Origin of the sequence: Curtobacterium sp. MCPF17_021, assembly GCF_003234605.2 — a bacterium.
Lineage (GTDB): Bacteria > Actinomycetota > Actinomycetes > Actinomycetales > Microbacteriaceae > Curtobacterium > Curtobacterium flaccumfaciens.
Genome location: NZ_CP126252.1, coordinates 3,218,314 through 3,231,772, shown reverse-complemented (window position 1 = coordinate 3,231,772; position 13,459 = coordinate 3,218,314). Strand labels below are relative to the sequence as shown.

The 13,459-nt window shown below is 71.7% G+C and carries 15 protein-coding genes; 12 read left to right on the top strand and 3 right to left on the bottom strand.

Annotated elements, in window-relative coordinates:
- Positions 1-3 precede the first annotated feature (3 nt).
- From DEJ29_RS15210 to DEJ29_RS15170, 9 genes are all read left to right on the top strand, one after another.
- The gene (locus DEJ29_RS15210; RefSeq protein ID WP_111095927.1) at positions 4-993 is read left to right on the top strand and encodes an HAD-IIA family hydrolase; all 990 of its coding nucleotides are present in this window, start codon (positions 4-6) and stop codon (positions 991-993) included.
- 10 nt (positions 994-1,003) lie between these two features.
- Complete coding sequence (locus DEJ29_RS15205) at positions 1,004-1,171, top strand: hypothetical protein (RefSeq protein WP_181438281.1); 168 nt, start codon at positions 1,004-1,006, stop codon at positions 1,169-1,171.
- Positions 1,164-1,997: a TlyA family RNA methyltransferase gene (locus tag DEJ29_RS15200; protein ID WP_111095926.1), complete on the top strand. Its 834-nt coding sequence runs from the start codon at positions 1,164-1,166 to the stop codon at positions 1,995-1,997. Before DEJ29_RS15205 ends, DEJ29_RS15200 begins: the two co-directional genes overlap by 8 nt.
- Positions 1,994-2,917 carry an NAD kinase gene (locus tag DEJ29_RS15195; RefSeq protein WP_071245131.1) on the top strand — a complete coding sequence of 308 codons (924 nt, stop codon included), beginning with the start codon at positions 1,994-1,996 and terminating at the stop codon, positions 2,915-2,917. Before DEJ29_RS15200 ends, DEJ29_RS15195 begins: the two co-directional genes overlap by 4 nt.
- Positions 2,914-4,608, top strand: coding sequence for a DNA repair protein RecN (recN, locus tag DEJ29_RS15190; protein WP_111047474.1), 1,695 nt, complete (start codon positions 2,914-2,916; stop codon positions 4,606-4,608). The genes DEJ29_RS15195 and recN overlap by 4 nt, the downstream gene beginning before the upstream one ends.
- Positions 4,609-4,734: 126 nt before the next feature.
- Entirely contained in the window at positions 4,735-6,450 is a 1,716-nt protein-coding gene (pyrG, locus tag DEJ29_RS15185) for a CTP synthase (protein ID WP_111032684.1), read from the top strand.
- Positions 6,451-6,549: 99 nt separating this feature from the next.
- Positions 6,550-7,125 (top strand): NUDIX domain-containing protein, encoded by a 576-nt coding sequence (locus tag DEJ29_RS15180; protein ID WP_111095925.1) that lies wholly within the window; start codon positions 6,550-6,552, stop codon positions 7,123-7,125.
- Positions 7,122-7,721, top strand: a complete 600-nt coding sequence (locus DEJ29_RS15175; protein ID WP_111095924.1) for a DUF1349 domain-containing protein — start codon at positions 7,122-7,124, stop codon at positions 7,719-7,721. Before DEJ29_RS15180 ends, DEJ29_RS15175 begins: the two co-directional genes overlap by 4 nt.
- A gap of 37 nt (positions 7,722-7,758) precedes the next feature.
- Positions 7,759-8,739 carry a site-specific tyrosine recombinase XerD gene (locus tag DEJ29_RS15170; RefSeq protein WP_111095923.1) on the top strand — a complete coding sequence of 327 codons (981 nt, stop codon included), beginning with the start codon at positions 7,759-7,761 and terminating at the stop codon, positions 8,737-8,739.
- Between the two features lie 184 nt (positions 8,740-8,923).
- Here the strand turns inward: DEJ29_RS15170 and DEJ29_RS15165 are convergent, their stop codons facing one another.
- Positions 8,924-9,370, bottom strand: coding sequence for a DUF2510 domain-containing protein (locus DEJ29_RS15165; protein ID WP_111095922.1), 447 nt, complete (start codon positions 9,368-9,370; stop codon positions 8,924-8,926).
- Positions 9,371-9,494: 124 nt separating this feature from the next.
- Between DEJ29_RS15165 and DEJ29_RS15160 the strand changes: the two genes are divergently transcribed.
- On the top strand, positions 9,495-9,953 hold the full coding sequence (locus tag DEJ29_RS15160) for an ASCH domain-containing protein (protein ID WP_502866880.1): 459 nt from the start codon (positions 9,495-9,497) through the stop codon (positions 9,951-9,953).
- Between the two features lie 10 nt (positions 9,954-9,963).
- Here DEJ29_RS15160 and DEJ29_RS15155 read toward each other — a convergent pair whose 3' ends face one another.
- Complete coding sequence (locus DEJ29_RS15155) at positions 9,964-11,001, bottom strand: LLM class flavin-dependent oxidoreductase (RefSeq protein WP_111095920.1); 1,038 nt, start codon at positions 10,999-11,001, stop codon at positions 9,964-9,966.
- 50 nt (positions 11,002-11,051) lie between these two features.
- On the opposite strand from DEJ29_RS15155, the gene DEJ29_RS15150 reads away from it, so the two are divergent.
- Positions 11,052-11,384 (top strand): TraR/DksA family transcriptional regulator, encoded by a 333-nt coding sequence (locus tag DEJ29_RS15150; protein WP_111093493.1) that lies wholly within the window; start codon positions 11,052-11,054, stop codon positions 11,382-11,384.
- Positions 11,385-11,514: 130 nt separating this feature from the next.
- On the top strand, positions 11,515-11,964 hold the full coding sequence (locus DEJ29_RS15145) for a TIGR02611 family protein (RefSeq protein ID WP_111095919.1): 450 nt from the start codon (positions 11,515-11,517) through the stop codon (positions 11,962-11,964).
- Positions 11,965-12,150: 186 nt separating this feature from the next.
- Here DEJ29_RS15145 and DEJ29_RS15140 read toward each other — a convergent pair whose 3' ends face one another.
- On the bottom strand, positions 12,151-13,404 hold the full coding sequence (locus tag DEJ29_RS15140) for an MFS transporter (RefSeq protein WP_111095918.1): 1,254 nt from the start codon (positions 13,402-13,404) through the stop codon (positions 12,151-12,153).
- Positions 13,405-13,459: the final 55 nt, after the last annotated feature.

The window sequence follows — 13,459 nt, the reverse complement described above, 5'->3', positions numbered from 1 at the left end:
GCCTTGACCGACGGCGTCGACGTGGTCCTCACCGACCTCGATGGCGTCGTCTACCGGGGCCGCAACGCCATCCCGCACGCGGTCGAAGCCCTGACCCGGGCGTCGCTCACGGCGCGGGTCGGCTACATCACGAACAACGCATCGCGCCGGCCGATCGACGTCGCCGAGCACCTCGAGCGCTACGGGCTCGAGGTGTCCGAGGGCGACGTCGTCACCTCGTCACAGGCTGGCGTCCAGCTACTCGCGACCCTGGTGCCGGCCGGAGCGACCGTCCTGGTCACCGGCGGGCTCGGGCTGTCCAGCATCGTCGAGGAAGCCGGATTCACCGTCACCTCGAGTGCCGAGGACTCCCCGGCCGCGGTCATCCAGGGCTTCTCACCGGACCTCGGTTGGAAGGAACTGGCCGAGGCCTCCTTCGCCCTGGCCGACCCGGACGTGCCGTGGGTGGCCACGAACATGGACTGGTCGATCCCGGTCGAGCGGGGCATCGCGCCCGGCAACGGCACGCTCGTGTCCGCCGTGCACCAGGCGGTCGGCCGGATGCCCGTCGTCGCCGGCAAGCCCGAGCGGCCGATCTTCGACACGGCGGTCGAGCGCTTCGGCGGCGGTCGGACGCTGTTCATCGGGGACCGGTTGGACACCGACATCAAGGGTGCGAACGACGTCGGGATCTCGAGCGTGCTCGTGCTCACCGGCATCGACAAGGCGAAGCAGGTGCTCGCGGCCGACCAGCGCTCGCGTCCCACCTACGTGCTCGAAGACCTCCGGGGGCTGTCCCAGCCGTACCCGGAGACGGTGCGGCGCGAGGACGAGGACGGCACCCGGTACGTGACCGTCGGGACTGCGACGGTGGCGATGCGCGGGCACGTCGTCCGGGTGCTCGACGCCGGGACGGACATCGATCGGCTCCGGGCCGGCTCGACGCTCATCTGGGAGTCCGGGTTGGCCATCTACGGCCTCGACGTGGACCCGCAGCTGTACGGCGGCGAGTAGCGTGTCGGACGTGCCGAACCCCGAGCAGCCGTCCGCCGAACCCGAGCTGCAGGACGCCTTCGCCGCGCGCACCGCCGAGGCCGAGGCCCTGCCGCTCGCCGAGCGCGCCGACGCCTTCTCCGCCCTGCACGACGAGCTGCGGACGCGGCTCGAGAGCGGCGGCTCCGCGAGTGCCTGAGCCGGACGGAGCCGTGCACGACGCGACCCCGGTCCGCCTCGACGCCCTCCTCGCTGCACGCGGGCTCGCACGGTCGCGCACCGTCGCCAGCAAGCTGATCCAGGACGGCCGGGTGCTCGTGGGTGGCCGTGCCGTCCTGAAGCCGTCGACGCCGATCGCGTCCGACGCGGACATCGAGGTCGACGCCGCGGACGAGTGGGTCTCGCGCGCGGCCCGGAAGCTCGTCGGTGCACTCGACGCGTTCGACGTCGACCCTTCCGGTCAGGTCGTGCTCGACGTGGGCGCGAGCACCGGTGGGTTCACCCAGGTGCTGCTCGCACGCGGCGCGCGCCGTGTCATCGCGCTCGACGTGGGGCACGGACAGCTGCACCCGACCATCGCGCTCGATGAACGCGTCGCCGTGGTCGAGGGGACGAACGCGCGGAACCTCACGCGCGCCGACTACCTGGCGCTCGACGGCACCGCCGCCGAGACGAGCCTGGTGGTGGGGGACCTGTCCTTCATCTCGCTCCGACTCGTCCTGCCGGCGCTGGCCGAAGCCGTCCCCGCGGACGAGTTCGTGCTCCTGGTGAAGCCCCAGTTCGAAGTGGGTCGTGGCGGTGTCCGCGAGGGCATCGTGCACGACGCCGGGCTCCGGAACGACGCGCTCATGAACGTGCTGTGGGCGGCGTGGGACCTGGGCCTCGGCACCAGTGGGCTCGCCGCGTCCCCGATCGTCGGGACACACGGCAACCACGAGTACCTGGCCCGCTTCCAGCGCGGTGTCGGGGGCAATCCGACAGAATGGAGAGTCCGGGCGACCGAACTCACGGAAGGGTCTTCATGAGTGACGAACGGCACATCCTGCTCGTGTCCCACACGGGTCGCCGTGACTCGATCGACGCTGCGGTCGAGGTCTGCGACCTCCTGCACGCGGCCGGTCTCACGCCCGTCATGCCCTTCGACGAGTACGCCGACATCCGTCGTGCCGAAGCGTCGGTCGGCAAGGTCGACATCCTCGGCGTCGACGTCCAGCCGAACCAGCTCGAGATCGTCATCGTGCTCGGTGGCGACGGCACGATCCTCCGCGCGGCGGAACTCGTGCGGAACACCGGCGCTCCGCTGATCGGGGTGAACCTCGGGCACGTCGGGTTCCTGGCCGAGAGCGAGCGTGACGGCCTGTCCGAGACGGTCGAGCGCGCGCTGTCCGGTGAGTACAACGTCGAGGAACGCGTCACCCTGCAGGTCGACGTGGTCGTGGGCAACCAGATCGTCTACTCGAGCTGGGCGCTGAACGAGGCCACGATCGAGAAGGCCTCGCGGGAGCGGATGCTCGAGGTCGTCACCGAGGTCGACGGCCGCCCGCTGTCGTCGTTCGGCTGCGACGGCGTGGTCGTGTCGACCCCGACCGGCTCCACGGCGTACTCGTTCTCCGGCGGTGGCCCCATCGTGTGGCCGGACGTCGACGCGCTGCTCATGGTGCCGCTGAGCGCCCACGCCCTGTTCGCCCGACCGATCGTCGTCGGGCCGGACTGCACGCTCGCGATCGAGGTCCTGCGGCGCACGAGCGGCGTCGGTGTCCTCTGGTGCGACGGCCGACGGACCCACGACCTGCCCCCGGGTGCCCGTGTCGAGGTCCGGCGTTCGCCCGACCCGGTGCGTGTCGCCCGCCTCAAGGACGCTCCGTTCACCGACCGCCTGGTCGCGAAGTTCCAGCTGCCCGTCGCCGGGTGGCGCGGCCCCCAGAGCGACGAGGACGACCGATGATCGAGGAGATCGCGATCCGCGACCTCGGTGTCATCGGTGAGACCACGCTCGAACTCGGGCCGGGCTTCACCGTCGTCACCGGGGAGACCGGTGCGGGCAAGACCATGATCGTCACCGCGCTCGGGCTGCTGCTCGGTGCGCGGGCCGATGCCGGCTCGGTGCGACGCGGTGCGTCGAGCGCCGTCGTCGAAGGCCGCTGGCACGTCCCCGAGCAGGACGCCGTCGCCGAACGCGTCGAGGACGCCGGCGGCACCGTCGAGGACGGCGAACTCATCCTCACCCGCACGGTCTCCGCCGAGGGGCGCAGCCGTGCCACGGTGGGCGGCCGGAGTGCGCCCGTGGCGGTACTCGGCGAGCTCGCCGACCAGCTCGTCACCGTGCACGGGCAGTCGGACCAGATCCGCCTGACCTCGGCCACGGCGCAGCGAGCTGCCCTCGACGGGTTCGGGGGAGCCTCGCTCGAGAAGGCCCTCGCCCGGTACGTCGCCGCGTACGACGCCTGGCAGCAGCACGCCGGTGACCTCGAGGTCCTGGTCCGCGACCGGGACGACCGTGTGGCCGAGGCCGAGCGGATCCGCGCGGCCTCCGACGAGATCGAGGCCGCCGACCCGCAGCCCGGCGAGGACGTCGAGCTGGCCGAACGCGCCGAACGGTTGGGCAACCTCGAGGAGCTCCGGTTGTCCGCTGCCCTGGCGCACGAGGCATTGTCCAGCGAGTCCCTCGACGGCGTCTCCGACGTCGTCGGCCTGGTCGAGTCCGCACGCCGTGCCGTGGAGCGCGTCGCGTCGTCGGACAGTGCCCTGCAGCCGGTGCTCGAGCAGCTCACGGAGCTCGGGATCCAGGCGGCCGAGGCCTCGGCGAGCATCTCGAGCTACCTTGGTTCCCTGGAACCCGAGGCCGGGCACGACCTCGAACTCATCAACGAACGCCGAGCCCTGCTGGCCGGCCTCACCCGCAAGTACGGCGAGACGGTGGACGACGTCATCGCCTACGGACAGCGCGCGAGCGACCGGCTGCTCGAGCTCGACGGCGACGACGACCGGATCGCGGCGTTGCAGCAGTCGGTCGAGCAGGACGAGCAGGCGCTCGAGTCCGCCGCCGCCGCGCTCACGACGGCGCGCACCAAGGCGGCCACCGACCTGGCGAAGCGCGTGACCGCTGAGCTGAAGACCCTCGCGATGGGTGGCGCGACGCTGGTGGTCGAGGTCACCGACGCCGGCGAGTACCGCCGCCACGGCCGTGACCAGGTCACGATCCTGCTCCAGCCGCACTCCGGCACCGACCCCCGGCCGATCGGCAAGGGGGCGTCCGGCGGTGAGCTGTCGCGCGTGATGCTCGCGATCGAGGTCGTCATGGCCGGCAGCACCACGGTGCCGACGTTCGTCTTCGACGAGGTCGACGCCGGTGTCGGCGGGGCGGCGGCGATCGAGATCGGCCGACGGCTGGCGAAGCTCGCCGAGCGCACGCAGGTCATCGTCGTCACGCACCTGGCCCAGGTCGCGGCCTTCGCGAACAACCACCTCAACGTCGTGAAGGACGCCAGCGGGGCCGTCACGTCGTCGAGCGTGCGCCGGCTCGAGGGCGAGGACCGGCTGCAGGAGATGGCACGGCTGCTCTCCGGACTCGGTGACAGCGCCAGCGGCATCGAGCACGCCCGCGAGCTGCTCGACGTGGCCGGCCAGCGAGCCTGACGACCAAGCAGGCGGGTGCCGCCCGCCGACCCGGCCACGGCCCGAGGACCCAGCCACCCACCCGCGCAACGCCCACGGCGAACCGAGGTCGCGCCTCCCGGCAGTTCTGACGTACGATGGAATCCCGTGGCGGACACTCTCAGCGGCGGTACCAATTCTTCGAACTCGACCCCGAAGGTGACGAAGCAGATCTTCGTGACCGGCGGGGTCGTCTCGTCTCTCGGCAAGGGCCTGACGGCGGCCAGCCTCGGCAACCTGCTCACGGCTCGCGGCCTCAAGGTCGTCATGCAGAAGCTCGACCCGTACCTCAACGTGGACCCGGGCACCATGAACCCGTTCCAGCACGGCGAGGTCTTCGTGACCGACGACGGTGCGGAGACGGACCTCGACATCGGGCACTACGAGCGCTTCCTCGACATCAACCTGTCGCAGGCCGCGAACGTCACGACCGGTCAGGTGTACTCGACGGTGATCGCCAAGGAGCGTCGCGGCGAGTACCTCGGCGACACGGTGCAGGTCATCCCGCACATCACCGACGAGATCAAGCGCCGGATGCGCGAGCAGGCGCAGAACGACCCGCAGCCCGACGTCATCATCACCGAGGTCGGTGGCACCGTCGGCGACATCGAGTCGCAGCCGTTCATCGAGTCCGCCCGTCAGGTCCGGCACGAGCTCGGCCGCAACAACGTGTTCTTCGTGCACGTCTCGCTGGTGCCGTTCATGAACGCCTCGGGTGAGCAGAAGACCAAGCCCACGCAGCACTCCGTCGCCGCGCTCCGGTCGATCGGCATCCAGCCCGACGCGCTCGTGCTGCGGTCGGACCGTCCGGTGTCGGAGTCGAACAAGCGCAAGATCGCGCTGATGTGTGACGTCGACGAGGACGCCGTGGTGAATGCCGTCGACGTCCCCTCGATCTACGACCTGCCGACGCTGCTGAACAACCAGGGCCTCGACCAGGTCATCGTCGAGGCGCTCAAGCTCGACGCCGGTCCGGTCGACTGGACCGCGTGGACCCCGGTGCTGAAGGCCGTGCACGAGCCGAAGAAGGCCGTCACGATCGCCCTGGTCGGCAAGTACATCGACCTGCCGGACGCCTACCTGTCCGTCACCGAGGCGCTCCGTGCCGGCGGCTTCGCGCACGACGCCAAGGTGACGCTGAAGTGGGTCGTGTCCGACGACTGCACCACGCCCGAGGGCGCGGCGAAGCAGCTCGGCGACGTCGACGGCATCTGCATCCCCGGTGGGTTCGGCGTGCGCGGCATCGAGGGCAAGCTCGGCGCGCTGAAGTTCGCGCGTGAGCAGGGCATCCCGACGCTCGGCCTGTGCCTCGGCCTGCAGTGCATGGTCATCGAGTACGCCCGCCACGAGGTCGGTCTGACCGACGCGTCGAGCACCGAGTTCGACCCGGAGACCTCCACTCCGGTCATCGCGACGATGGCGGAGCAGGTCGACATCATCGCGGGCGGCGACCTGGGCGGCACGATGCGCCTGGGCCTGTACCCGGCGTCGTTCACGCAAGGCTCGCTGGCGGCGGAGCTGTACGGAGCGCCCGAGGCCTCCGAGCGCCACCGTCACCGCTACGAGGTGAACAACAAGTACCGCGAGCAGATCGCGGACGCCGGCCTCGTCTTCTCGGGTACCTCGCCCGACGGCACGCTGGTGGAGTACGTCGAGCTCCCGCGCGACGTGCACCCGTTCTACATCGCCACCCAGGCGCACCCGGAGCTCCGCTCGCGTCCGACCGATGCGCACCCGCTGTTCGCGGGGCTCGTCGCGGCCGCGATCGAGCGCCACGAGGCGTCCAGCCTGTTCGACCCGCAGACCGAGGAGCAGGTCGCGTAAGCGCCGGTCTCCACGATCGGACGGGAGGCGCGGTGCCAGCTGGCACCGCGCCTCCCGTCCGTCTGTCGCCGCGTCAGGGGCGCGTGCTTGGATGGGGACGTGACAGACGCACCGATCGCTGACGAGTCCGCCTCCTTCGAGGTCACCGAATCCACCGTCGTGTACGAGGGCGCCGTCTGGGACGTGCGCCGCGACACCGTCGCGTACAACGGCGACTCGATGGTCCGCGAGTACATCGACCACACGGGTGCCGTCGCCGTGTACGCGGAGGACGACGAGGGCCGCGTCCTGGTCATCCAGCAGTACCGGCACCCGGTGCGGTTGCGCGACTGGGAGCTGCCCGCGGGCCTGCTCGACATGGAGGGCGAGGACCACCTGACGGCCGCGAAGCGCGAGCTGGGCGAGGAGGCCGACCTCGAGGCCGACACGTGGGAGCCCCTGGTCCGGTACAACACGTCCTCGGGCGGCAGCGACGAGTTCATCCAGATCTACCGGGCGCGCGGTGTCCGGTCGACCGAGTCTGCGTTCGAGCGCGAGGCGGAAGAGGCCGACATCGTGACGCGCTGGGTCCCGCGGGCGGAGCTGCTCGAGGGGATCCTGGGCGGTCAGCTCAACAACTCGGCCCTCGTCGTCGCGACGCTCGCCGTCGAGGCCATCGAACAGCGCGGCAAGTGAGCGGGTCCGCGGCCGACGGTCTGCGCGACCTGGTCACCTCCGGCACCTGGACGCACGAGCCGGAGGTCGCCGGGTTCGACGGCGACGTGTTCCGCGTCACCGCGGTCGAGGGCAGTGACGCCTGGCGGACCACCTCGTACGGGTTCGTGCACGACTCCGAGCACGCGCTGCTGCAGCCGACGGACGGGCCGTTCTCGGTCGAGGCGTCGTTCGTGCTCGACTACACCGAGCAGTTCGACCAGGCCGGGGTGTTCCTGCGCGTCGACGAACAGACCTGGATCAAGGCCGGTGTGGAGTTCTCGGACGGAGCGCCGCAGCTCGGCGCCGTGGTGACGCGGGGGTTCTCGGACTGGTCGGTGTCGCCCGTGCCGGAGTGGGCGGACCGGGTGGTGACCGTCCGCGCGAGCCGCGATGGCGACGCCGTGACGATCCGGGCGTGGGCCGAGGGTGAGGAACCCCGCCTCGTCCGGGTCGCGTACCTCGACCCGGACGCCGTCGTGTCCGCGGGGCTGCTGTGCGCCGGGCCGACGCGGGCCGGGCTGACCGTGACGTTCACCGGGTTCCGCGTGGGCACGCCGGACGAGGCGTTGCACTGACGGCGGGTGGCCCCGCGCCGGTTAGCCTGCTGAGGTGATGCCCCTCGACCGTGCCGCGGAGACGTACCTGCGGCACGTCGCGATCGAGCGGGGACTCTCGCAGCACACGTTGTCGGCGTACCGGAGGGACCTCGCCGTGTTCGCAGAGTGGCTCGAGGCCGCACCGGTGGTCGAGTCGGACGGTGCGGACCGGGCCGGGGGCTCCTCGGTGCTGCTGGACGTGGCACGGTTGGCACGGGCGGACGTCTCGGGGTTCGTGACGCACCTGGCCACCCGACCGGAAGGTCCGCTCGCACCGCGGTCGATCGCGCGGATGCTCAGCTCGGTCCGGTCGTTCACCGCCTTCGCCGCGGGGGAGGGCTGGCTGCCGCTCGACCCCGGCACCGCCGTCCGCCCGCCGAAGGCCCCGATGCGGCTGCCGAAGGCGATCCCCGTCGAGGACATGGAACGGCTGCTCGGGGCGGTGTCCGTCGACGCCGACGACCCTGTCCAGCTGCGGGACAAGGCCCTGCTCGAGCTGCTCTACGCCACCGGTGCGCGGATCTCCGAGGCGGTGGGACTGTCGGTCGACGACGTGACGACGCTGTCGGACGCCGACGGCGAGCTCTCGGTCGTGAAGGTCACGGGCAAGGGCAACAAGCAGCGCATCGTGCCGCTCGGCAGCTTCGCCCGTGCAGCGATCGACGCGTACCTGGTGCGGGCACGGCCGGTGTTCGCGGCACGCGGGCCGTCGACGCCGGCACTGTTCCTCGGTGCCCGTGGAGCGCGGTTGTCGCGGCAGAGTGCCTGGCTCGTGATCCAGGCCGCCGCTGCTGCCGCCGACCTGGAGGCACACGTGTCACCCCACACGTTCCGGCACTCGTTCGCGACGCACCTGCTCGAGGGCGGTGCCGATGTGCGCGTGGTGCAGGAGTTGCTCGGCCACGCGAGTGTCGCCACGACGCAGATCTACACGATGGTCACGGCGGACATGCTGCGGGACGTGTACCAGACGGCACACCCGCGGGCGCGGCGGTAGGCGGGCCCGGTGGGCCGTGCGGGTGCCTGGGCCGTGCGGGTGCCTGGGCCGTGCGGGTGCCTGGGCCGTGCGGGTGCGCGACGGGCGCGTTTCGTGAGCAGAAATGGTCGGGTCGCGTCGTCCCACCCGACCGTTTCTGCTCACGAAGTGCCGTGGACCGCGACGGTGAGCGGGGCCTACGCGCTCAGAACAGGTGGAACTGGGCCGACGCGGCGATGACCGTCGTCGTCACCGCGACGACGAGGGCGCTCGCCGAAGCGCTCCGCGCCAGGACGGCCCAGGCACCGACGGCCCCGGGACGGACGACGCCGATGACGCCGCACGCCACGGCGAGCAGTCCCGCCAGGCCCCAGGGGTTCGCGACGACCGAGACCACGGCGAGCAGCACCGCGAGCACCGTGAACACGCAGAGCCGACGGTCGCCGGCGGTGCCCGATGCCCACGCGTCCGTCCGGATCGCCGCGGTCTGCACCGAGAACGACGGCCCCACCGGCGCGACGACGATCGGCGTGACCGGGTCAGCAGCAGCCGCGGGGACCCGCGTGGCTGCGCCCCAGGTGCGACCGTCCCACCAGCGCAGACGACGGGCGTCCTGCGGGTCCGGGAACCAGCCTGCGGCCGGCAGCGTCACGGTTGCTCCTCGAGGTGCGGGGTGGATCGACGCTCCCGAGCCTAGGAGCGCGGTCGGCCTCGCCCCAGTCCCCAGCCGGGTGTCAGCACAAGGGGGGACCGGACCGGTGCACTACGGTCGGGGCGTGCCCTCGACGCTCGACGACTTCTGGACCGCGCGACGCAGCGAGCGTCCGAGCCTTCCGATGGACGTGCCGGAGGCGTGGTCGTTCGGCGCGACCCCGGAGCAGGCGGACGCGCTCCTGCAGCTCGTGCTCGACGGGGTCAAGGTCGGCACGGCGTCGTCGCTCTGGGACTACGAGGCGACCGGCGATCCACTGCCCGCGGCCGACGAGGTGAGCATCGTGACCGACGGCTCGGGTGCGCCCCATGCCGTCATCGAGACGACGGCGGTCCGGGTGGTGCCGTTCGACCAGGTCGACGCCGACCACGCCTGGGCCGAGGGGGAAGGCGACCGGACGCTCGACCACTGGCGGAGGGTGCACGAGGCGTTCTGGCGCGCACACTCGGAGAACCCGCGCGGGTTCGGGCCGGACATGCCGGTCGTGTGCGAGCGGTTCCGGCTGCTCTGGCCGAGCAGCTGAGGTCTTCCGGTCAGGCGGGGACCGGCTCCGCGTCGACCTCGGTGAACACGTCCTTCACGGCGGCGAGCAGCCGGGCGTTGAAGTCCACACCGAGCTGGTTCGGCACGGTGACGAGCACGGTGTCGGCAGCACGGACGGCCTGGTCGGCCGCGAGTTCTGCGACGAGCTGCTCGGGCTCACCGATGTAGGACCGGCCGAACCGGGCCAGCCCGCCGTCGAGGTGCCCGACCTGGTCCTGGCCCTCGACCTGTGCACGGATGCCGAAGTAGTGCCGCGACTCGTCGTCGATGATCGGGATGATGCTGCGCGAGACCGAGACGCGCGGTTCGCGGTCCCAGCCCGACTCGGACCACACCCGGCGGAAGCGCTCGATCTGCTCGGCCTGCAGCTGGTCGAAGGGCACGCCGGTGTCCTCGGTCAGCAGGGTCGAGGACATGAGGTTCATGCCCTGCTCGGCGGTCCACTCGGCGGTGGCACGTGTGCCGGCGCCCCACCAGATCCGGTCGCCGAGCGAGTCGGAGAGCGGGGAGATCGGCAGGGACCCGACCGAACCGGTCATCTGCGGGTTGGCGTTGGCCATCGGCTCGCCGGCGATCGCACGGCGGAACACGTTCGTGTGCGCTCGGGCCATGTCGCCGCCGTTCTCGTCGGAGGTGTCGGGCACGTACCCGAACTGCTGGTAGCCGGCCAGGGCGGTCTCGGGTGATCCCCGCGAGACGCCGAGCTGCAGTCGGCCGCCGGAGATCAGGTCGGTGGCGGCGGCCTCTTCCGCCATGTAGAGCGGGTTCTCGTAGCGCATGTCGATGACGCCTGTGCCGATCTCGATCCGGCTGGTCTTCGCGGCGATGGCGGAGAGCAGCGGGAACGGTGCGGCCTGCTGCGGCGCGAAGTGGTGGACGCGGAAGTAGGCGCCGTCGACGCCGGCTTCCTCGGCTGCGACCGCGAGGTCGATCGCCTGCACCAGGGCCTCCCGCCCGCTGCGCACCTTCGACCCCGGCACGTCACGCCAGTGTCCGAACGACAGGAACCCGATCTTCGTCATGTCCATGCGAACGCATCCGGAGGCGGGGCCATTCCGCCGCGACTACCGTGGCCGGGATGGAGGACCCCCGCCCCGCACTCGAGGCCGAGCGCGCCCGCAACGTCCGGCTGCTCGCCGAGGTCGAGCGGAGCATGCGCGACGTCAGCGACGCCCGGCAGGACGCGAACTCCGACGACGAACACGACCCGGAGGGTGCGACCCTGGCCTGGGAACGCGGCTCGCTCGGTGCGGTCCGCGACGGCGCCCAACTGCGGATCCGCCAGGTGGACGCAGCGCTCGCACGACTCGACGACGGCACCTACGGGCGCTGCACGGTCGGCGGCGAGCCGATCCCGGAGGCCCGGCTGGCCGCCGTCCCGTGGGCGGCGACGTGCGTCGCGCACGCGTGAGGGGCACGCGATCGGTGCCGCCTGACGGCCTGGAGGCGCGGGCTGTCCCCGCCACGCGCCTCCCGGCATGCGCACCCCGCGTCCACCCCGTGCGCCGCTGATTCCCAGCCGCGCGCCCTAGGTTTTCGGCATGGACGGCGACCCGAACGACCGACCCGGCGAGGCCCGGGCCGACGGCGCGCCGCGCCAGCGCTTCCAGTGGTTCCGCCGCCTGCGCACCTGGATCCACGCGCGGCCGCACGTGCACCTGCTCTACAAGGTGCTCGTCGGCCTGGTGGGCGGGCTGGTCGTCATCATCGGGCTGATCCTGGTGCCGCTGCCGGGCCCGGGGTGGCTCGTGGTGTTCATCGGCCTCACGGTGCTGGCGAGCGAGTTCCACTTCTTCCACAAGATCATCACGTGGCTCAAGGCGCAGCTGCACCGCTTCTGGGACTGGGCCAAGCGGCACGGGCCGAAGCGTCTGCGCGATGCTGCGGACCGGGGCAAGGCCGATGTCGATGCTGCGCACACCGGGGCAGCGCGGACCGTCGGGGTGCGTGCGCGCGCTCGCGGGACGAACTCGGCGCGCCCGGGCCACTAGTCGGGCCGCCGCGGTCGGGCCCCCGCGGTCGGCACCGTGCGGTGCTGGTCACCGCGTGCGAGGTTGATGGCTTCGTGCGGTGCCGCAGGCCCCCACCGAGCGGTCAACCTCGCACCGAATGGGCATCTCCGCACCTTGCGAGCGCGTCGCACTGTGCGAGCGTGTCCAACCGTGCCGGACGGCTCGCTACTCGGCCGCGACCCGGATCGAGCCGGTGGCGGTGCGCTCGATGACCTCGGCCGCGCGCTCCTCGACCTCGGCGGCGTCCTTCGACGACAGCTGCAGCACGAGGGCGACGACTGCGGCGAGCACGATGAAACCGCCGTACCCGGCGATGACCGGGACGAGCCCGACCGAGGGCTCGAGCAGGCCGCCGATGACCGAGGGCACCCCGAACGCCAGGTAGCTGACGACGTAGATCGTGGAGAGCAGCCCGGCGCGGTGGGTCGGGGCAGCGGTGGCGAGCAGCATCCGCAGCGGCGCTTGGAACCCGGCGCCGAATCCGACACCGGCGATCGCGCTGCCGATGACCACGCCCGGCAGGGAGTGTGCGAACACGAACGACACGGTGACGATCGGGCCGAGCACGAGGGCCACGAGCCCGAGCAGGACCGCGCGACGGGTGTCCATCCGCTGGATCGCCAGGCCGGTCAGGGCGCCGACGCCGGTGACCACGGCGATGAGCGCACCGGCGGCGAAGTGGTTCGTGATGCCGAACACCGTGCCGAGCGCCGAGGGCACGAGCGACAGGAACATGCCGCCGAGCGCCCAGCTGGCGACGAGCGACCCGGCGACGCCGCGGAACAACCGGCGTGAGGACCGCGGCACGCTGATCGTCGGGCGCAGGGAGCGGAGTGCGCCGGGACGACGCTGCACCTGCTCGGGGACGACGAACAGTGCGAGCACGAGGAGCACGAGGAGTGCGCCGAACAGCAGGTAGACGAGCTGCTCCGGTGCCGGGCCCCACTGCACCAGCGCGCCGCTCGACATCGCGCCGGTGGCCAGGGCGATCGGCGGGATGACGCCGTTCAGCACGCCCGCCATGGTGGGGTGGCGTTCGAGGGAGTTGTCGATGAGGGCCGCGCCGAGGGCCCCGATGAGCAGCCCGACCGAGACACCCTGCACGATCCGGTCGACGATGAGCGCGACGACCCCGTCCGCCATCGCGAACAGGCCGAGCGACAGTGCGACACCCAGGCCGCCGACGACCAGGACAGGCTTGCGGCCGACGTGGTCGGACAGGCGACCCGCGACGAGCAGGCTCGCCAACAGGCCGGCGACGTAGATGGCGAAGACCCCGGTGAGCATGAGCGGGGTGAGGTGCCACTCGGCTGCGTAGACCGGGTAGATCGGCGACGGCACGGCCGACGACGCGACCGAGACCAGGAGCATCGCCGCCAGGATCCAGAACCCGGCGACCGAACGAGCTGACTGGTGCATGCGCACCCCTTTCCATCTCCGTGCAGTACGGCTGCATTCGTACCGCATTCGAACA

Bases quoted from the DNA above. Each gene is read 5' to 3' on its own strand.
- DEJ29_RS15195 (WP_071245131.1), top strand. From the start codon at position 1,994: ATGAGTGACGAACGGCACATCCTGCTCGTGTCCCACACGGGTCGCCGT.
- recN (WP_111047474.1), top strand. From the start codon at position 2,914: ATGATCGAGGAGATCGCGATCCGCGACCTCGGTGTCATCGGTGAGACC.
- DEJ29_RS15170 (WP_111095923.1), top strand. From the start codon at position 7,759: ATGCCCCTCGACCGTGCCGCGGAGACGTACCTGCGGCACGTCGCGATC.
- DEJ29_RS15155 (WP_111095920.1), bottom strand. From the start codon at position 11,001: ATGGACATGACGAAGATCGGGTTCCTGTCGTTCGGACACTGGCGTGAC.
- DEJ29_RS15150 (WP_111093493.1), top strand. From the start codon at position 11,052: ATGGAGGACCCCCGCCCCGCACTCGAGGCCGAGCGCGCCCGCAACGTC.
- DEJ29_RS15145 (WP_111095919.1), top strand. From the start codon at position 11,515: ATGGACGGCGACCCGAACGACCGACCCGGCGAGGCCCGGGCCGACGGC.
- DEJ29_RS15140 (WP_111095918.1), bottom strand. From the start codon at position 13,404: ATGCACCAGTCAGCTCGTTCGGTCGCCGGGTTCTGGATCCTGGCGGCG.